This is a genomic window from Rathayibacter rathayi, from assembly GCF_004011095.1.
In the GTDB taxonomy this organism is placed as follows: domain Bacteria; phylum Actinomycetota; class Actinomycetes; order Actinomycetales; family Microbacteriaceae; genus Rathayibacter; species Rathayibacter rathayi.
In genome coordinates this window covers 1,294,829-1,313,938 of record NZ_CP028129.1, presented here as the reverse complement: position 1 = coordinate 1,313,938, position 19,110 = coordinate 1,294,829, and the positions used below count along the sequence as shown (strand labels likewise).

Below are 19,110 nucleotides of genomic sequence, written 5' to 3'. Positions count from 1 at the left end.
GGGGAGGCTCGCCATCGTTCAGCCGCTGCTCGCCGGGGTCGTCGCCGCCCTCACCGGCTTCTCCAGCTCGTTCGCGATCGTGCTCGCCGGAGTCGTCGCGGTCGGAGCCACCGATGCGCAAGCCGCGTCAGGCCTGCTCGCGGTCTGTGTGCTGCAGGGCGTGCTCTGCATCGCCCTGAGCCTCCGCTACCGCGTACCGATGACCTTCGCCTGGAGCACTCCGGGCGCTGCCCTGCTAGCCGCTACCGCGACGCTCCCCGGTGGTTTCGATCGAGCCGTCGGCGCCTTCCTGGTCGCCTCCGCTCTGCTCGTGGTCACCGGGTTGTGGCCGGCGCTCGGGAGGCTCGTGGCGCGCATCCCGCGCCCGCTCGCGAACGCGATGCTCGCAGGCATCCTCTTCTCCCTCGTCCTGGCGCCGGTACGGGCGGCGGTCGAAAATCCCGCGCTCGCGCTGCCGGTGATCCTGCTCTGGCTGCTGCTCACACGCTTGCTGCCACGCTGGGCGGTGCCGGCGTCGATCGCGCTCGCGATCGTGCTGCTCCTGGTGACGGACGGCGCCGCGCTGGCGCGTGCTCCGCTGCTGCCGGTGCCGCAGTTCGTGGCTCCGGTGTTCGACATCGGCGCGATGGTGGGGATCGGCCTGCCGCTCTACGTCGTGACGATGGCCGGGCAGAACATCCCGGGCATCGCGGTGCTGTCGAGCTTCGGCTACGCGGCTCACTCGCGGCCGGCGATCGTCTCAACCGGCGCCCTCTCTGCGGTCTCCGCCGTCTTCGGGGGAGTGCCGATCAACTACGCCGCACTCAGCGCCGCGCTGACGGCGGGCCCCGAGGCGTCGCCGCGGCCGGAGCAGCGCTGGATCGCCTCGGTCTCGGCCGGCGTCTCCTACCTCGTGCTCGGCGTGTTCGCGGGGGCGGCCGCCGCGCTGGTGTCCTCCGCGAGCCCGCTGCTGATCGAGGCCGTCGCCGGGCTGGCCCTGCTGGGCGTGTTCGTCTCGGCAGTGCAGGCCGCCGTGGAGGACGCACGGCTGAGGCTGCCGGCGGCCGCGACCCTCCTGGTCACCGCCTCCGGCACGACGATCGCCGGGATCGGCTCCGCCTTCTGGGGGCTGGTCATCGGGCTCGTCCTCCTGGCCTGGCTCGTCCCAAGGCGTCGCTAGAGCAGACCGCGGCGGGCGGGCAGGGCTCGGTCCGTGTGGCCCGCCAGCGGAGAGACCTGGGCGACGGCGGCGCTGCACGAGCGGGGCCGCCCCGCTCCGGTGCGCCGACTGCTCTCACGACGATCCCACGCCGCACGATCCCACGCCGTGGATCAGCCCCAGTCGTCGTCCTCGCTCTCGACCCGGCCCTGCGGCTGGCTGATGTCGGCAGCGTCCTCGTCGGGACGGTAGGTGATCGTCGTGCCGTCGTCGAGCTCGAGGACGGGCTTCCCCTCCAGCCAGGTCAGCGTCCACCTCCAGTCGGCGGTCGCCGTGCCGTTCGCACCGAGCTCGCGCTCGGCATCGCCGATCGCGGTGACCACGATGTCGGGAAGGGTGTGCGGCGGCTCCTGGCCGATCGCCCAGCGGGTTCCGAGCTGCATGGGGGTTCTCTCGTCGATGCGGAGGGAGGCGGGACGGTCCCCGCCTCCCGGGGAGGGGCGCTACGCCTCGGTCTCGAGCTCGATGCTCACCGCGAGGGCGTCGCCCTCCACGAGATCGAGCGCCGCGATCCGCCCGACCGCCGCGAGGTCGCTGGCCGCGAGGCGCAGCGACGCGACGAGCTCGGCCGGAGCCACGACCGTGGCCGAGCGGGCGGGCGTCTTCTGCGAGGCCTTCGCGTCGGTCTTCGCGCGGCGGACGGCCGTGAGGACCGAGCTCGCGGCGGCCAGCACGGCGGGATCGCCGCCCAGGCCCTCGACGCTCGGCCACGGGCGCAGGTGCACCGAGTCGTCGTGCGACCACGACCAGGTCTGCTCCGTCGCGAACGGCAGGAACGGTGCGAACAGGCGCTGCAGTACATCGAGCGCGCGGTGCAGTGCGGCCGCGGCGGAGGCGCCGTGCGCGCTGTACGCACGCTCCTTCACCAGCTCCAGATAGTCGTCGCAGAACGTCCAGAAGAACGCCTCCATCGTCTCGAGGGCGCGGGCGTGGTCGTAGTTCTCCAGTGCCGTCGTCGCGTCGGCGATCACGGTATCGAGGGTGGCGAGCATGCTGAGGTCAAGCGGATCCGTGACCTCGGCGCCCTCAGCCTGCGGGAAACCGTGGATGAACTTCGCCGCATTGAGGATCTTGATGGCCAGGCGGCGGCCGATCTTGATCTGCGACGGATTCTGCGGATCGAAGGCCGCGTCGGTGCCCAGCCGCGAGGAGGCGGCCCAGTAGCGCACTGCATCCGAGCCGTGCTGCTCCAGCATCGCGGCCGGAGTGACCACGTTCCCCTTCGACTTCGACATCTTCTTGCGGTCGGGGTCGACGATGAAGCCCGAGACGGCGGCGTTCCCCCAGGGTGCGCGGCCGTCCTCGAGCTGGGAGCGCAGGAGGGTCGAAAAGAGCCAGGTGCGGATGATGTCCTGGCCCTGGGGCCGCAGATCGTAGGGCGCCACCAGCTGCCAGAGCTCGTCGTCGCGCTCCCAGCCGCCCGCGAGCTGCGGGGTCAACGAGGAGGTTGCCCAGGTGTCCATCACGTCGAGCTCGCCCTGGAAGCCGCCCGCGACTCCGCGCTGCTCCTCGGAGTAGCCGGGGGCGGGGTCGCTGGACGGATCCACGGGCAGGGCCGCCTCCTCCGGCACGATCGGCGAGTCGAAGACAGGATTGCCGTCGCCGTCGAGCGGGTACCAGACCGGGATCGGCACGCCGAAGAAGCGCTGGCGCGAAATCAGCCAGTCGCCCGAGAGGCCGTTCACCCAGTTCTCGTAGCGGACGCGCATGAACTCGGGCACGAAGCGCACGTCACGGCCGAGCTCCAACAGGCGCTCCTTGAGCGCCGCATCACGAGCTCCGTTGCTGATGTACCACTGGCGGGTCGAGACGATCTCGAGCGGCTTGTCGCCCTTCTCGAAGAATTTGACCTGGTGAGTGATCGGGCGCGGGTCGCCGATCATCTCGCCGGACTCCTTGAGCAGCGCCACGACGGCCTGTTTGGCCGAGAAGACGGTTGTGCCCGCGAGCTGCTCGTAGGCGGCCCGGCCGGCGTCGCCCGTGATCGCAGCGGGCGCCTCCGAGACGAGGCGGCCGTCGAAACCGATGATCGCGCGATTGGGCAGGTCGAGCTCGCGCCACCACACCACGTCTGTGATGTCACCGAAGGTGCAGATCATCGCGATACCCGAGCCCTTGTCCTTCTGCGCGAGGTGGTGCGCGAGCACCGGGACCTCGACGTCGAAGAGTGGCGTGCGGACGGTGGTGCCGAACAGCTCCTGGTAGCGCTCGTCGTCGGGGTGCGCGACGAGGGCGACACAGGCGGGCAGCAGCTCCGGGCGGGTCGTCTCGATGACGACGTCCTCGCCGCCCTCGCGGTGAAAGCCGAGTCGGTGGTAGGCGCCGGGCTGGTCCTTGTCCTCGAGCTCGGCCTGCGCAACCGCGGTGCGGAAGGTGATGTCCCAGAGCGTCGGGGCCTGCGCCTGGTAGGCCTCGCCTCGGGAAAGATTGCGCAGGAACGCGCGCTGAGAGGCGACCTGCGACTCGTCGCCGATGGTGCGGTAGCTCTGCGACCAGTCGACCGAGAGCCCGAGCATCCGCCAGACGTCCTCGAACTGCTTCTCGTCCTCCACGGTGAGGCGCTCGCACAGCTCGATGAAGTTGCGGCGCGAGATCGGCTTCTGATCGGCCGCCTTGCTGCTCTTGGTGTCGCCGCCCTCAAACGGAGGCGTGAAGCCGGGCTGGTAGGGCAGCGTCGGGTCGCAGCGCACACCGTAGTAGTTCTGCACGCGGCGCTCGGTGGGTAGACCGTTGTCGTCCCAGCCCATCGGGTAGAAGATCTTCTTGCCGCGCATCCGCTGGAACCGCGCCACGACATCGGTGTGCGTGTACGAGAAGACGTGCCCGATGTGCAGCGAACCGGAGGCGGTGGGCGGCGGGGTGTCGATCGAGTAGACGTCGGCACGGGTGAGGCCGGTGCGGTCGAACCGGTAGGTCCCGTCTGCCTGCCAGCGCGGGCCCCAGTAGCCCTCCAATCCCTCGAGGGCGGGCTTCGCGGGGAGGCGGTCGGCGAGGGTCATGATGCTCCGGTTCGCTCTGGGCGGCACCGTGTCGGTGGTGATGGTGCCTGGATGGGGGCTCCGGGCGGGTCGTCCGTCGGCCGCGCCGATTCTACCCGAGCGAAAGGGGAGGGATCAGTCGACGAGGGGCGCGAAACCGGCGCAGACGGGTGCGAGCGCCTCCTCGAGATACGGCAGGAGCTCGCCGCGGGTCGGCCCCGCCGCGGCCCACGCCTGCACGGCGGCGACCGCGGCTCCGACGCTCGCGTAGGCGATGGCTCGGGTGAGGTGAGAGGGCAGCGGATGCGCGCTTCGCTCCTCCACGAAGCGGGCGATCACGGCCGCCTGGCGGGTGAGGCGCGAGAGGGCCGACGCCTGCAGTTCGTGCACGCTGCCGATCAGCTCCGACTGGGTGAGCACCCACGGCACACTCGCTGGGCCGAAGCCGGAGCCGATGGCGAGGAGCGCGTCGCGGAGCGCAGCCATCACTCCGCTCGGGCGGCCGGATCGGGCCAGGGCCTCGGGCAGCTCGGCCAGCCGGTCGTCGACCAGCACCCAGAACACGTCGCTCTTGGACTCGAAGTAGTTGAAGAAGGTGTTCCGCGAGACTCCCGCGCGCTGGGCGATCTGCTCGATGGTCGTCCCCGCGTAGCTCTGCTCGACGAACAGGTCCAGAGCGGCGTCCTCGAGCATCGAGCGCGACGACGCGCGGGGTCGTCCGCGTTGCACCCCTGGCGCCATGACCTGCTCCTGCTCCACTTCCTCCGACGCGCTAGGATAGCGCCGGACGACGTCGACCCGGCTATCACCGGTGAGTCTTCGGAAGAACGGCATTGGCTTCGGCCTCTGCCCAGTAGACCCGGACGGGTGCGGCCCGTGACAGCCGATCGAGTGGGAACGCGTCAGCGGGCACTCCTCCGGGAGCGGCCGGCCGACCGGTCCAAGCGAGGTGGTACCGCGACCCAGCCCGGGGTCTGAGATCCGGGCGGGCCGTCCTCGTGCAGACCAGCAGCACTGCCAGGAGACCGCACGTGACCTACCCCCTGACCCCGCCCACCCCGCACGGAGCCGAGCCTGCCGAGAGTTCTGCGTTCGGCAGGGGTGTGACCCCGTCGCCGCGCTTCCCCGAGATCGAGGAGCGCGTGCTGGCCTACTGGAAGGCGGACGACACCTTCCAGGAGTCGATTCGCCAGCGCGAGGGCGCACCGGAGTGGGTCTTCTACGACGGCCCGCCGTTCGCCAACGGCCTGCCGCACTACGGGCACCTGCTCACCGGCTACGCCAAGGACGTCTTTCCCCGCTTCGAGACGATGCGCGGGAAGCAGGTGCACCGCCGCTTCGGCTGGGACACCCACGGCCTACCCGCCGAGCTCGAGGCGGAGCGCCAGCTCGGCATCACCGACAAGTCCCAGATCGAGGAGATGGGCGTCGCGGCCTTCAACGCCGCCGCGAAGAAGTCGGTACTGCGTTACACGGGGGAGTGGCAGGAGTACGTCACCCGCCAGGCGCGCTGGGTCGACTTCGACGACGACTACAAGACACTCGATCCCTCCTTCATGGAGTCCGTGATCTGGGCGTTCAAGCAGCTCTACGACAAGGGCCTCGCCTACGAGGGCTATCGCGTACTGCCGTACTGCTGGCGCGACCAGACCCCGCTCTCGAACCACGAGCTGCGGATGGACGACGACGTCTACACGGTGCGCCAGGACCAGACCGTGACCGTCACCTTCCCTCTGGTGGGCGAGACGGCGGAGGCGCTGCAGCTGACCGCGGTTCGCGCGCTCGCGTGGACCACGACGCCGTGGACCCTGCCGACCAACCTCGCCCTCGCGGTCGGCCCCTACATCGAGTACGCCGTCGTTCCCGCCGGCCCGAGCGGCGCCGCCGACGGCAGGGGCAAGCCGGAGGAGCGCGAGCTGTCGGCCGAGTACCTCCTCGCCATCGACCAGGTCGGCGCGTACGCGAAGGACCTCGGCTACCCCGATGCGGAATCGGCGCTGGCCGCCGTCTCGCGCACGCACCGCGGCGCGGAGCTCGACGGGATCAGCTACGACCGCCTCTGGGACCACTACGCCGACACCGAGGCCTGGGGTACGCAGAACGCGTGGCGCATCCTCGTCGCCGACTACGTGACCACCAGCGAGGGCACCGGCATCGTGCACCAGGCGCCCGCCTACGGCGAGGAGGACCAGAAGGTCTGCGAGGCGGCGGGTATCCCCGTCATCATCTCGATCGACGACGGCGGCCGCTTCCTGCCGCAGATCAGCGAGGTCGCGGGCCTCCAGGTGTTCGAGGCGAACAAGCCGCTCACCCAATTGCTGCGCACTGGCCACCGCCTACTCCGCCAGGCGAGCTACGAGCACTCGTACCCGCACTGCTGGCGCTGCCGCAACCCGCTGATCTACAAGGCCGTCTCGAGCTGGTTCGTGCGCGTCACCGCGATCCGCGACCGGATGGAGGAGCTCAACCACGAGATCACCTGGGTCCCCGAGAACGTCAAGGACGGCCAGTTCGGCAAGTGGCTCTCGGGGGCCCGCGACTGGTCGGTCAGCCGCAACCGCTACTTCGGCTCACCGATCCCGGTCTGGAAGAGCGATGACCCCGAGTACCCGCGCATCGACGTCTACGGCTCGCTCGACGAACTCGAGCGCGACTTCGGCGTGCGGCCCGAGGACCTGCACCGCCCGTACATCGACGAGCTCACCCGCCCGAACCCCGACGACCCGACCGGCCGCTCAACGATGCGCCGCATCAGCGACGTGCTCGACGTCTGGTTCGACTCCGGATCGATGCCCTTCGCCCAGGTGCACTACCCGTTCGAGAACGCTGACTGGTTCGACACGCACAACCCCGCGGACTTCATCGTCGAGTACATCGGGCAGACCCGCGGCTGGTTTTACACGCTGCATGTGCTCTCCACCGCGCTCTTCGACCGGCCGGCATTCCGCAACGTCGTGAGCCACGGCATCGTGCTGGGCAATGACGGCCAGAAGATGTCGAAGTCGCTGCGCAACTACCCGGACGTCGCTGAGGTCTTCGACCGCGACGGCTCAGACGCGATGCGCTGGTTCCTGATGTCGAGCCCGGTGCTACGCGGCGGCAACCTCATCGTCACTGAGGAGGGCATCCGCGAGGGCGTCCGCCAGGTGCTGCTGCCGCTGTGGAGCACCTGGTACTTCTTCTCCCTCTACGCCAACGCCTCGGCGGGCGGAGGCTACGAGGCCACCCGGCGCACCGACTCCGACGACGTGCTCGACCGCTACCTGCTAGCCAAGACACGCGACCTCGTCGCGACCGTCACCGGCCACCTCGAGGCACTTGACCCGACGCTCGCGGCCGCCGCCCTGCGCGACTTCGCCGACGTCCTCACCAATTGGTACGTCCGCCGGTCCCGCGACCGCTTCTGGCAGGGAGTCGACGAGGAGGGCCGCGGGTCGGAGGCCTTCGACACGCTCTTCACCGTCCTCGAGACCGTGTGCCGGGTGGCCGCGCCACTGCTCCCGCTCGTGAGCGAGCAGATCTGGCAGGGCCTCACCGGCGGGCGCAGCGTCCATCTGGCCGACTGGCCGGAGGCGGATGAGTTCCCCGCCGACGAGGCGCTCGTGCACGCGATGGACGCGGTGCGCGCAATCTCATCGACCGCGCTCTCTCTGCGCAAGCAGGCCGGACTCCGCGTCCGCCTTCCGCTCGCACGCCTGAGCGTCGTCGTCGCGGACGCCGAGGAACTCGCGCCGTTCGAGGCAGTCCTCCGGGACGAGCTGAACGTGAAGGAGGTGTCGCTGGTGCCGCTCGTCGACTCCAGCGCCGCCGACTACGGAGTCACCTCGCGCCTCGCGGTGAACGCGCGTGCCGCCGGTCCGCGCCTTGGCAAGGGTGTGCAGAGCGTGATCAGGGCCGCGAAGGCCGGCGACTGGAGCGAGACGGACGGCGTCGTCACCGCCGGTGGCGTCGAGCTGGCCCAGGGCGAGTACGAACTCACGCTCGAGGTCGGCGGATCGACCGGTGACGATCGAGCCATCGCCCTGCTCCCACGCGGCGGCTTCGTGCTGCTCGACACCGCGACCACGCCCGAGCTCGAGGCGGAGGGGCTCGCGCGCGACCTCATCCGCGCGGTGCAGGACGCCCGCAAGGCGGCCGGCCTCGAGGTCAGCAACCGGATCGTCCTGGAGGTCGTCCTCGACGAGCCGAGCCTGCAGGCGCTCGCGCCGCACGCGCTGTGGATCGCGGAGGAGACCCTCGCGACCGGCTGCGCTTTCACTCCGCTTACCACGGCCTTGGAGGGCGGTGAGGGCGCGATCGCCTTCGGTCCCGCCGGCACCGCCATCATCCGCGTCGAGAAGGTCGAGGCCGCCGATGTCTGATCCGTTCGAATCCGACGACGCCGATCGCGCGGCCGCCGACGCGGTGTACGCGGCGCTCCTGGAGCGCCTGGGCGAATCGAGCATCCGGCCGCGCCTCGCACCGACCCGCCGCGCCGTCGAGATCCTCGGCGACCCGCAGCGGGCCTACCCGGTCATCCAGATCGCCGGCACCAACGGCAAGACCTCCACCAGCCGGATGATCGAGAGCCTGCTGCGCGCCCACGGGCTGCGGGTGGGCCTGTTCACCAGTCCGCACCTCGAACGCTTCAACGAGCGGATCGTGATCGACGGTGAGCCGATCTCGGACCGCCGCCTCGCCGACAACTGGCAGGACGTCGAGCCGTACCTGCGGATGACCGACGCCGAGCTTGCCGAGCAGGGCGAGGCGCCGCTGTCGTTCTTCGAGGCAATCACCGTCCTGGCCTACGCCGCCTTCGCCGACACCCCGGTGGACGTCGCCGTGGTCGAGGTGGGTATGGGCGGCGAGTGGGACTCGACGAATGTCGCCGACGCGCAGGTCGCCGTCTTCACGCCGATCGCCCTCGACCACAGGGAGCGCCTGGGCTCGAGCATCGAGGAGATCGCGCGGACGAAGTCGGGCATCGTGAAGCCGCTGGCCTCGGTGGTGTCCGCGCAGCAGGTCCCGGAGGCGGAGGCGGTGCTGCGGCACGCGGCCGCGGCCACCGAGTCCTCGATCGTCGTCGAGGGAGTGGACTTCGACGTGGAGTCGACGACCGTCGCGGTCGGCGGGCAAGTCGTCACCGTCCGCGGAGTAGTCAGCACGTACGAGCAGTTGCTGCTGCCGATCTTCGGCGACCACCAGGCCCAGAACGCGGCCGTCGCCGTTGCCGCCGTCGAGACCTTCCTCGGCGGAGGGACGCAAGAACTCACCGGTGACGTCCTCGACGAGGGCTTCGCCGCCGCGACCTCACCGGGCCGTCTCCAGCTCGTCGGCCTCGCACCGCGCACCATCGTGGACGCCGCGCACAATCCGCACGGTGCCGCCTCGCTCGCCGCCGCGCTCGGCCGCTACTTCGACTTCGACCGCGTCACCGCCGTCCTCGGCGTGCTCGCCGAGAAGGACGCCGAGGGAATCCTCCGGGAGCTACGGCCGGTCGTGGACGAGCTGATCGTGACGACCGCACCGAGTGGGCGCGCGATGCCCGCCGACCAGCTCGCGGCCCTGGCCCGGACGGTCTTCCCGGAGGAGGCGGTCCGCGTCGCTGACGACCCGTTGGGCGCTCTCACCGCCGGTCGGGTCCTCGCGGCGCGCACCGAGAAGGGCGCGCTCCTGGTCACCGGCTCGATCACTCTCGTCGGTCGCACGATCACCGCGGCGCGCGACGAAAATTGGCTCGGCTCGTGAGAGCCGGTCGGCCCCGACGCACCCGGACGGTCCGCGAGAGCCTCGGCTCGATCGTCCTCGGCTTCGAGGCGGTCATCGTCTTCCTCGCCACGCTCGTGGCCTTCGGGCTCAAGGCCGCCGATCCCGTCGTCGTACTCGTCGGCGGAGCGGTGGTCTGCCTCGCTCTCGTCGCGACGCTCGGCCTCCTGAACCGCCCGATCGGCTTCCGCCTCGGCTGGCTGCTGCAGTTCGTTATCGTGGCCTCGGGCCTGCTGGTCCCGATCATGTACGTCATCGGCGCCGCGTTCGTAGCGCTGTGGACCTACTGCATGGTCACCGGCACCCGCCTGGACACCCAGACCCGGCGGGCGGCGGAGCCCACCGACCCCACCGAAGGAGAACGCTGAATCATGGCCACTCAGGAGACTCTCGTCCTCGTCAAGCCCGACGGCGTCGCCCGCAACCTCACGGGCGAGATCCTGCGCCGCATCGAGGCGAAGGGGTACTCCCTCGTCGACGTGAAGCTCGTCGAGGCAGACCGCGCGCTGCTCGCCGCGCACTACGCCGAGCACGAGGGCAAGCCCTTCTACAAGCCCCTCGTCGAGTTCATGGAGAGCGGCCCGATCGTCGCCCTCCGCATCGCCGGCGACCGCGTCATCGAAGGGTTCCGCGCTCTCGCCGGCAGCACTGATCCGACCACCGCCGCGCCCGGCACCATCCGCGGCGACCTCGGCCGCGACTGGGGCCTCGCGGTGCAGCAGAACCTCGTGCACGGCTCCGACTCCGAGGAGTCGGCTGCGCGCGAACTCGGGCTCTGGTTCGCCTGACTTCTGGTTCGCCCGACTTCTGTCTCGCCTGACCCGTGGTGTGCTCGATCCGACCTGACGCCCGCCTCTGACGGGACTCGTCAGAGGTAGGCGAGCACGTCCAGGCGCACCTGGGCAATCACTGCGATCAGCAGGTAGCAGATCAGCGTGATGAACCCGCTCCAGCCGTAGGCGGCGCCGGCGAAGCGGCGTACTCCGGCTGGTACCGGATATACGCCCTCCCGGAAGTTCCGGAGCGTCACCAGCCAGAAGCCGGGGATCACTACCGCCCAGGTGAGCATGCACCAGGGGCAGAGCGTCCCGAGCGCGAAGATGCTGGTCGCGATGAGCCAGCCGACGAACACCAGCGCGAGCAGGAACCCGAGGTTGAAGAGCGCCCAAAACCAGCGGTCGAACCGGGCGCCCGCGAGCAGACCCGCACCCACCACGATCGGGGCGATCCACGCTGCGAGGCCGATGAGCGGGTTCGGGAAGCCGAACACCGCCCCCTGCGCCGAGTTCAAGTTCGCGCTGCACTGCACCAACAGGCTGAAGTCGCAGCCCAGTCCCGCCTCGGGGTTCGTCAGTGCGGTGAATTTGTCGTTCGTTAAAGCGAAGGCGGCGGTCCAGCCGATCACGCCGAGGACGATCAGCAGGACAGCGAAGGCGACGGGGCGCTGCTGGGAGGGGGCGTCGCGCACCCCGGGATCGCTGGACACCGGGGGATTATGGCACGCGTCGGATCGGCGCCTCTGAGAATGCGTGCGATAATCAGAGCCGTCGGTCCGGGGGAACCCGCATCGACGCGAAGAAGGTTTACCGGGCGAGTACCGGGCCACAGGAGATCCCCAGCGTTCCGCGAATGGACGCGCCGGATCTCCGCTCCGCCGGATGACGACCGCAGGTCGCACCGCGGGGGAGCGCGTGTCGGATAGTCAGTTCCGAGTGTGCAGCTGCAACCGGAGTTTCACGCCACGAGAGCGATGAAACCGGGGGAGCGGAAGGATTCGCGTCGGGCCGAGGCCCCTCGCACGAGAGAAGCATCCGGGAAGACGACGCGGCGGACGACCCGGCCGAGGAGTGCACCAGGAATGGTGGAAGACAACAGTACGAGCGGATCCGATCCGGACCGCGACGAGCCCCGCAGCGGGGCCAGGAAGATCAGCCGCCTCTTCGGTGGCCGCCGGGCCACCCGGCGGACCGAGTCGAGCGCGCCAGTGACAGGGGAGACGATCATCGACAGCAACGAGACCGACCAGGCCGCGAGAGAAAGTACAGGGCAGCCCGGATCCGGCAGTGCTGACCAGCCCGAGACAGGCAGTGCCGAGCGGGCCGCCGAGCCGTCGACGTCGACGGGCGCGGTGTTCGCCGACGCCGTCTCACAGACCGCGGCCGAGGAGGAGGAGGAGCCGCGACGTCCCGCCCTGCCGAGCCCGTCGCTCCTGTTCCAGGCGCCGATCCTCCCCGACTACGTCGAGCTGGCCCCGCTGCCGCCCCGCGGTGCGCCCCTGGGCCTCCAGGAGGAGCGCGAGCAACTCTCCGAGGAGCAGGGCTCCGTCCGGCGCCGCTCGCGCCGTCGCAGCGGCGAGAACGAGCGTTCGGGCTCCAACGACCCCGAGAACACCGTCGTCCGGGTCCGCCAGCCGCGCGAGACGCGCGAGCCCGAGCTGATCACCGAACCCCAGCGGATCAAGGGCTCCACCCGCCTCGAGGCGAAGAAGCAGCGCCGCCGCGACGGCCGCGACGCCGGCCGCCGACGCACGGTGGTCACCGAGTCCGAGTTCCTCGCCCGCCGCGAGGCCGTTGACCGCGTCATGGTCGTCCGCTCGAAGGAGGACAGCATCCGCATCGGCGTGCTGGAGGACGGCGTGCTCGCCGAGCACTACGTTGCCCGCTCACAGGAGGCGTCACTGATCGGCAACGTCTACCTCGGCCGCGTGCAGAACGTCCTCCCCAGCATGGAGGCCGCCTTCGTCGACATCGGACGCGGCCGCAACGCGGTGCTCTACTCGGGCGAGGTTGACTGGGACGCCGCGAACAATGCCGGTGGCCCGCGTCGCATCGAGCTCGCACTTAAGCCCGGCGACCGCGTCCTCGTGCAGGTCACGAAGGATCCCGTCGGCCACAAGGGCGCGCGCCTCACGAGCCAGATCTCCCTCCCCGGCCGCTACCTCGTCTACGTTCCCAACGGCTCGATGAACGGCATCTCGCGCAAGCTCCCGGATACGGAGCGCGCGCGGCTGAAGAAGATCCTCAAGGAGGTGCTCCCCGAGAACGTGGGCGTGATCGTGCGCACGGCCGCCGAGGGCGCCACCGAGGAGCAGCTGACGGTTGACGTCGAGCGCTTGACCGCGCAGTGGACCGCCCTCAGCACGAAGGCCGCAACCGGGCAGGCTCCCGCCCTTCTGCACAGCGAGCCCGACCTGCTGATCAAGATCGTCCGCGACGTCTTCAACGAGGACTTTGAGAAGATGGTGATCGCCGGCGAGGACGCCCGCGAGACGATCGAGCTCTATCTCAGCCAGGTCGCCCCCGACCTGCTCGAGCGCGTCGAGGTCTACACCGACGAGAAGGACGCATTCGATGAGTTCCGGATCACCGAGCAGATCGAGAAGGCTCTGGAGCGCAAGGTCTGGCTGCCCAGCGGCGGCTCGCTCGTGATCGACCGCACCGAGGCGATGACGGTGGTCGACGTGAACACCGGCAAGTTCGTCGGCTCGGGCGGCAACCTCGAGGAGACCGTCACTAAGAACAACCTGGAGGCGGCCGAGGAGATCGTCCGTCAGCTGCGCCTGCGCGATATCGGCGGCATCATCGTGGTCGACTTCATCGACATGGTGCTCGAGTCCAACCGCGACCTCGTGCTCCGCCGTCTGGTCGAATGCCTCAGCCGCGACCGCACCAAGCACCAGGTGGCCGAGGTCACCTCGCTCGGCCTCGTGCAGATGACCCGAAAGAAGCTGGGCCTGGGCCTGCTCGAGACCTTCAGCGAGAACTGCGAGGTCTGTGCCGGACGGGGCGTCATCGTCCATCACGACCCGGTCCTCAAGCACCGCTCCGCCGCCGCCCCGCAGCAGGAGCAGCGCCGCCGCGGCAAGGGTGGCGAGCAGCAGCCCGCCGCCTCCGGCCGCTCAAACGGCGCGCAGAACGGCCAGGGCGCCTCGGGGACCAAGCCGGTGAGCACCCACGCCATCACCGACGACGCGAAGAACGCGCTCGCGCAGATCGCGGCGAGTACCATCCAGCCGCAGGCCGTGCGCCAGGCGGCGGAGACGGCTGCGACGCTCGTCGAGGTCGCAACGGACGCCGTCGCGGCGGGGGCTCCCGAAGAGATTGTCGAAGTCGCGGAGGAGTCGCCATCCGAGTCGAGCAGTCGCGGCGAGCGTCCTGCCCGGGGGGAGCGACGCCGTCGCAGCCGCGATCGCGAGCCGCGCCAGGAGGCCGCAGAGGCGCCCGAGGTCCCGGTCGCGGACGAGGCGACACCTGCCGGTACCGCGCCGATCCTCGATATCCCGATCGCTCCGCTCACTCCCCCGCGCCGGGTCCGCAGCGAAGTGGCCGAGCACCTGCTCGACTCCGTGCTCGACGCGCTGCCCGCCCCGAAGCAGCCCGGTCAGGGCCGTGCCAGGAGCCGGCGCGTCACCACGGCCGCTCTCACCGGAGTCGCGGTCATCCCCGAGCAGACCCCGCGCCGCGCCGACCAGTAGCGCAGTTCGACGTCAGGAGGGCCCGGTGCTCGGCGACAGTCGGCGTCGGGCCCTTTCGGCGTCCCGGTCGCGCGCACGGACACGCAGCCCGCTCTCGCGCAGCCGCTCGACCAGCTCCCGCGCGCTGACCGACACCGCCCCGGCGGCGACGAAGTCGTCGATCCGCTCCTCGGGAACGTCGTAGTGGTCCAGGTCGAAGCCACGCTCGGGCACACCGAGGCGGCGCGCGAAGTCGTGCAGCTCTTCCAGGGAGGCGTCGCTGACCAGGTGCGCCCAGAGCCGACCGTGCGCCGGCCAACGCGCGGCGTCCACGAGGATGGCCATTCCCCGATCGTAGGCGGCGCGCCGTCCGTCCGCCCGTATCGCGCTCGACTATGGTGACGAGGTCGCCGGTCGGGTGGACGCGGCTCCGGGTCGTGTGCGTTTGACCGTGGAGCCCGGATCCCGTACTCTTGACCGTTGGTGTGGCGCGACCCATGTGCTCACGCAGATTTCCGTTGCCGCTCTGCCCCTCACGGGGAGCGGGCCGCGGTGCCGGTTCCCTCGTGTCGTGAAGAGACGGGTACGAACCGGAAGACCGGGGCCCAGCCCCGTCCTTACAAGCCCCGGACGAGGCCTCCGCTCCGTCCAGACGAGAAACAGGTACGAGAAGTGGTTTACGCAGTTGTGCGCGCCGGTGGTCGGCAAGAGAAGGTCGAGGTCGGCACCATCGTGACGATGGACCGGGTCAAGGCCGATAAGAACGGCACCGTGCAGCTTCCTGCCGTGCTGCTCGTCGACGGTGAGTCGGTCACCTCGGACGCGGCGACCCTCGCGGGCGTCACCGTCACCGCCGAGGTGCTCGAAGACCTCCGCGGTCCGAAGATCATCATCCAGAAGTTCAAGAACAAGACCGGTTACAAGAAGCGCCAGGGGCACCGTCAGGACCTCACTCGCGTCAAGGTCACCGGCATCAAGTAGTCCTGCACAAGAATTGAGCTGACCTGCCGGGCGAGCCATCGCTCTGCGGGAGATCAGCACGGGGCTGCGGCCCCCGGTCTCGAGGAGATGAAGAATGGCACACAAGAAGGGCGCGAGTTCCACTCGCAATGGTCGCGACTCGAACGCGCAGCGTCTCGGCGTCAAGCGCTTCGGCGGCCAGGTCGTGAACGCGGGCGAGATCATCGTCCGCCAGCGCGGTACGCACTTCCACCCCGGCGCGAACGTCGGACGCGGTGGCGACGACACGCTGTTCGCCCTTTCGGCGGGTGCTGTCGAGTTCGGCAGCAAAGGTGGCCGCAAGGTCGTCAACATCGTGGTGGCCGCCCAGTAGGGTCGACCTCCTCGGCCGCACAGGCACAGGACGCAAGGGGCGGGCTTCGGCTCGCCCCTTGCGCGTTTTCCGGGGCACAGCCCCTCGGTGTCGACTTCTCGGCGCCCCTCGCACTCACGGACGGATTCACATCATGGTCACTTTCGTCGACAACGTCACGCTGCATCTGCGTGCCGGCCACGGCGGCAACGGCTGCGTCTCCGTCCGCCGCGAGAAGTTCAAGCCGCTTGCCGGCCCCGACGGCGGCAACGGCGGTCACGGCGGCGACATCGTCCTCGTCGCCGACCCGCAGACGACGACACTGCTCGCCTATCACCGCCACCCGCATCGAAACTCCGAGAACGGCGGCCCCGGCATGGGCGACCACCGCGCAGGGGGCAATGGCGCGCTGCTGGAGCTCCCCGTCCCGGTCGGCACGGTCGTGAAGTCGCCCGACGGCGACGAGCTGATCGACATGGACGAGCCGGGCCTGCGGTTCGTCATCGCTCCGGGCGGGCAGGGCGGGCTCGGTAACGCCTCGCTGGCGACCACCAAGCGCAAGGCGCCCGGCTTCGCACTGCTGGGTACGCCGGGCTGGGAGGGCGATGTCGTCCTCGAGCTGAAGACCGTCGCCGATGTGGCGCTGGTCGGGTTCCCGTCGGCCGGCAAGTCGAGCCTGGTCGCGGCTATCTCGGCGGCCAAGCCGAAGATCGCCGACTACCCCTTCACGACCCTCGCCCCCAATCTCGGCGTGGTCCAGGCGGGGGAGTCGCGGTTCACCGTCGCCGATGTTCCCGGACTGATCGAGGGTGCGAGCGAGGGCAAGGGCCTGGGCCTGGAGTTCCTCCGCCACGTCGAGCGCTGCACCGCGCTCGTCCATGTGCTCGACTGCGCCACGCTCGAGCCCGGCCGCGACCCGCTGACGGACCTCGACATCATCCTGGGCGAGCTCGCGGCGTACCCCGTCGGCGACGGGCAGGTTCCCCTGATCGAGCGCCCGCAGCTGATCGCCCTGAACAAGGTCGACGTGCCCGAGGCCCAAGAACTGGCCGATTTCGTCCGGGCCGACCTCGAGGGCCGCGGCTACCGAGTGTTCGAGATCTCAGCAGTCAGCCACTCGGGGCTCCGGCAGCTCACCTTCGCCCTCGCGGAGATCGTCGAGAAGCATCGCCTCGAACTCGCTGCCGTGCCGCGGGTCGAGCGGATCACGATCCGTCCCCGCGCCGTGGACGAGAAAGATTTCGAGATCAAGGTCGAGGGCGGTTCGTACGGCAATGTCTACCGCGTGCTCGGCACGAAGCCCGTGCGGTGGGTCGCACAGACCGACTTCACCAACGACGAGGCGGTCGGCTTCCTCGCCGACCGACTGGCCAAGCTCGGAGTCGAGAACGGCCTGTTCACGGCGGGTGCGGTTGCCGGCTCCACTGTCGTCATCGGCCCCGGCGATGGCGTCGTCTTCGACTGGGAGCCGACCCTCACCTCGACGGCCGAGCTCATCACTGCGCCCCGCGGCACCGACGTCCGCCTCGACGAGAACCGTCGCAAGACCCGCAACGAGCGCCGCGAGGACTACTTCGAGCGGATGGACGCGAAGGCTGAGGCCCGTGCCGAACTCGAACGCGAGCGCCAGGGCGGCGTCTGGCGCGTCGCCGACGAGGACGACGGCACGGAGAGCGACGAGCAGAGCTGACTCCTACCCTCGGTAACGTCTGCGCCTACCCTGGCCGGGCTTACCCTGGCCGGGCCTACCCTGGCCGGGCTTACCCTGGCCGGGCTTACCCTGGCCGGGCTTACCCTGGCCGGGCCTACCCTGGCCGGGCTTACCCTGGCCGGGCTTACCCTGGCCGGGCCTACACTGGCCGGATGCCGCAGACGACCCCCAGCAGTGCGCTGACCGAGCGGTTCGCCGCTTCCCGTGCCGCCTCGCGCTCCCTCCGCAGCGCCACGACCGACCTCAAGAACCGGGCTCTGCTTGCGATCGCCGATGCGGTGCGCGCCAGTGCCGAACGGGTCGTCCCGGCGAACGAGCTGGACCTAGAGCGCGGCCGGGAGAGCGGGATGAGCGCGGGCCTGCAGGATCGTCTCCGCCTCGATGCCGCACGCCTGGGTACCCTTGCCGACGCCGTCGTTGCGGTCGTCGGACTCACCGATCCGATCGGGCAGACAGTGCGGGGGGCGAACCTGCCCAACGGAGCCTCGCTGACGCAGGTGCGCGTGCCCTTCGGAGTGGTCGGCGCAATCTACGAAGCCCGGCCCAACGTTACCATCGACATCGCCGCGCTCGCGCTCAAGAGCGGCAACGCCGTCGTCCTGCGCGGAGGCACCGCCGCCGAGAACACCAACCGCGTCCTGGTCGAGCTGCTCCAGGAGGCGGTCGCCTCGGTGGGGCTTCCGGCCGAACTGATCCAGAGTGTCGACGACCACGGCCGCGAGGGCGCGAAGGCGCTGATGCGTGCGCGGGGCTACGTGGATGTGCTGGTACCGCGGGGGAGCGCGGGCCTGATCGAATCCGTGGTGACGGAGTCGATGGTCCCCGTGATCGAGACGGGCGCCGGAGTGGTCCACGTCTTCCTCGACGCCAGCGCCGACGAGGAGTGGGCCGTCGACATCGTGCACAACGCGAAGGTCCAGCGTCCGAGCACATGCAACGCCCTTGAGACCCTTCTCGTGCATCGGGACTCTGCGGAGCGGCTGCTCCCGCCTGTGCTCGGGCGCCTCGCCGAGGCGGGCGTGACGGTGCACGGCGATGAGCGCGTCACGGCTCTCTGGCCCGACGCCGTCCCAGCCACCGAGGAGGACTGGTCGGCCGAGTACTACTCGCTCGACGTCGCTGTCGCTGTGGTCGACGACCTCGACGCGGCGATGGCCCACATCGACCGTTACTCGACGCACCACACCGAGTCGATCGTGACCGAGGACCTCCGCAGCGCAGAGCGCTTCCTCGCCGAGGTCGACTCGGCCGTGGTCATGGTCAACGCGTCGACCCGCTTCACGGACGGCGGAGAATTCGGCTTCGGCGCCGAGGTCGGTATCTCGACCCAAAAACTGCACGCGCGGGGCCCGATGGGCCTCCCCGAGCTGACCAGCACGAAGTGGCTACTGCGCGGCTCCGGTCAGGTCCGCACCTAGCCGACGCGGACGATCCGGCGCCCTGCGGCGGCCGGGTAGACTCGACGAAGCCCCGCCGGGGCGACCACGACTTCCAAGGAGCACTGCATGTCCCTCGCGACGACCGTCCTCGCCGAAGCAGCGGCCCATGCGGAGCTGCCGCTCCCCCCGATCGTTTTCGGGCTGATCGCCGCCGTCGCGTTCACGGCACTCGGCTTCGTGACCTGGAGCTACCGCGATGTGGCGAACCGCCACTCGCACAAGACGGGTGCGGGCTCGAACGACCGGCACGGTCACGGCCACTAGGCGGGGAGCC

General features: G+C 70.1%; 16 protein-coding genes. 11 read left to right on the top strand and 5 right to left on the bottom strand.

Translation table 11 applies throughout. The annotated features are described in order from the left end of the window. Positions 1-13: 13 nt before the first annotated feature. Positions 14-1,159, top strand: coding sequence for a benzoate/H(+) symporter BenE family transporter (locus tag C1O28_RS06415; protein WP_097165887.1), 1,146 nt, complete (start codon positions 14-16; stop codon positions 1,157-1,159). Between the two features lie 152 nt (positions 1,160-1,311). Here C1O28_RS06415 and C1O28_RS06410 read toward each other — a convergent pair whose 3' ends face one another. The 3 genes from C1O28_RS06410 to C1O28_RS06400 form a co-directional block, all read right to left on the bottom strand. Next, positions 1,312-1,581, bottom strand: coding sequence for a hypothetical protein (locus C1O28_RS06410; protein WP_097165888.1), 270 nt, complete (start codon positions 1,579-1,581; stop codon positions 1,312-1,314). 60 nt (positions 1,582-1,641) lie between these two features. Further along, positions 1,642-4,197: a valine--tRNA ligase gene (gene valS, locus C1O28_RS06405; protein ID WP_097165889.1), complete on the bottom strand. Its 2,556-nt coding sequence runs from the start codon at positions 4,195-4,197 to the stop codon at positions 1,642-1,644. Between the two features lie 114 nt (positions 4,198-4,311). After that, entirely contained in the window at positions 4,312-4,917 is a 606-nt protein-coding gene (locus C1O28_RS06400) for a TetR/AcrR family transcriptional regulator (protein ID WP_097166078.1), read from the bottom strand. 302 nt (positions 4,918-5,219) lie between these two features. On the opposite strand from C1O28_RS06400, the gene ileS reads away from it, so the two are divergent. From ileS to ndk, 4 genes are read left to right on the top strand one after another with little or no spacing between them, the layout of a single operon-like run. Continuing rightward, positions 5,220-8,537 (top strand): isoleucine--tRNA ligase, encoded by a 3,318-nt coding sequence (ileS, locus tag C1O28_RS06390; RefSeq protein WP_097166079.1) that lies wholly within the window; start codon positions 5,220-5,222, stop codon positions 8,535-8,537. Beyond that, a complete protein-coding gene (locus C1O28_RS06385; RefSeq protein WP_097165890.1) occupies positions 8,530-9,903 on the top strand; it encodes a bifunctional folylpolyglutamate synthase/dihydrofolate synthase in 1,374 nt (457 codons plus the stop codon). Before ileS ends, C1O28_RS06385 begins: the two co-directional genes overlap by 8 nt. After that, positions 9,900-10,289 carry a DUF4233 domain-containing protein gene (locus C1O28_RS06380; RefSeq protein WP_243392025.1) on the top strand — a complete coding sequence of 130 codons (390 nt, stop codon included), beginning with the start codon at positions 9,900-9,902 and terminating at the stop codon, positions 10,287-10,289. Before C1O28_RS06385 ends, C1O28_RS06380 begins: the two co-directional genes overlap by 4 nt. Positions 10,290-10,292: 3 nt before the next feature. Then, entirely contained in the window at positions 10,293-10,709 is a 417-nt protein-coding gene (gene ndk / locus C1O28_RS06375; protein WP_097165892.1) for a nucleoside-diphosphate kinase, read from the top strand. 80 nt (positions 10,710-10,789) lie between these two features. Here the strand turns inward: ndk and C1O28_RS06370 are convergent, their stop codons facing one another. Then, entirely contained in the window at positions 10,790-11,407 is a 618-nt protein-coding gene (locus tag C1O28_RS06370; RefSeq protein WP_243392026.1) for a vitamin K epoxide reductase family protein, read from the bottom strand. 372 nt (positions 11,408-11,779) lie between these two features. Here C1O28_RS06370 and C1O28_RS06365 point away from each other — a divergent pair, with 372 nt between their 5' ends. Beyond that, positions 11,780-14,395, top strand: a complete 2,616-nt coding sequence (locus tag C1O28_RS06365) for an Rne/Rng family ribonuclease (RefSeq protein WP_097165894.1) — start codon at positions 11,780-11,782, stop codon at positions 14,393-14,395. 12 nt (positions 14,396-14,407) lie between these two features. Here C1O28_RS06365 and C1O28_RS06360 read toward each other — a convergent pair whose 3' ends face one another. Beyond that, positions 14,408-14,719 carry a DUF4031 domain-containing protein gene (locus tag C1O28_RS06360; protein WP_097165895.1) on the bottom strand — a complete coding sequence of 104 codons (312 nt, stop codon included), beginning with the start codon at positions 14,717-14,719 and terminating at the stop codon, positions 14,408-14,410. A gap of 327 nt (positions 14,720-15,046) precedes the next feature. Here C1O28_RS06360 and rplU point away from each other — a divergent pair, with 327 nt between their 5' ends. The 5 genes from rplU (at position 15,047) to C1O28_RS06330 (ending at position 19,100) form a co-directional block, all read left to right on the top strand. Continuing rightward, positions 15,047-15,355 (top strand): 50S ribosomal protein L21, encoded by a 309-nt coding sequence (rplU, locus tag C1O28_RS06355; protein ID WP_097165896.1) that lies wholly within the window; start codon positions 15,047-15,049, stop codon positions 15,353-15,355. A gap of 94 nt (positions 15,356-15,449) precedes the next feature. Further along, a complete protein-coding gene (rpmA, locus tag C1O28_RS06350) occupies positions 15,450-15,707 on the top strand; it encodes a 50S ribosomal protein L27 (RefSeq protein WP_097165897.1) in 258 nt (85 codons plus the stop codon). A gap of 133 nt (positions 15,708-15,840) precedes the next feature. After that, complete coding sequence (gene obgE, locus C1O28_RS06345) at positions 15,841-17,376, top strand: GTPase ObgE (RefSeq protein WP_097165898.1); 1,536 nt, start codon at positions 15,841-15,843, stop codon at positions 17,374-17,376. A 173-nt stretch (positions 17,377-17,549) separates the two neighbouring features. After that, on the top strand, positions 17,550-18,815 hold the full coding sequence (locus C1O28_RS06335) for a glutamate-5-semialdehyde dehydrogenase (RefSeq protein ID WP_097165899.1): 1,266 nt from the start codon (positions 17,550-17,552) through the stop codon (positions 18,813-18,815). Between the two features lie 87 nt (positions 18,816-18,902). Then, positions 18,903-19,100, top strand: coding sequence for a hypothetical protein (locus C1O28_RS06330; protein WP_097165900.1), 198 nt, complete (start codon positions 18,903-18,905; stop codon positions 19,098-19,100). Positions 19,101-19,110: the final 10 nt, after the last annotated feature.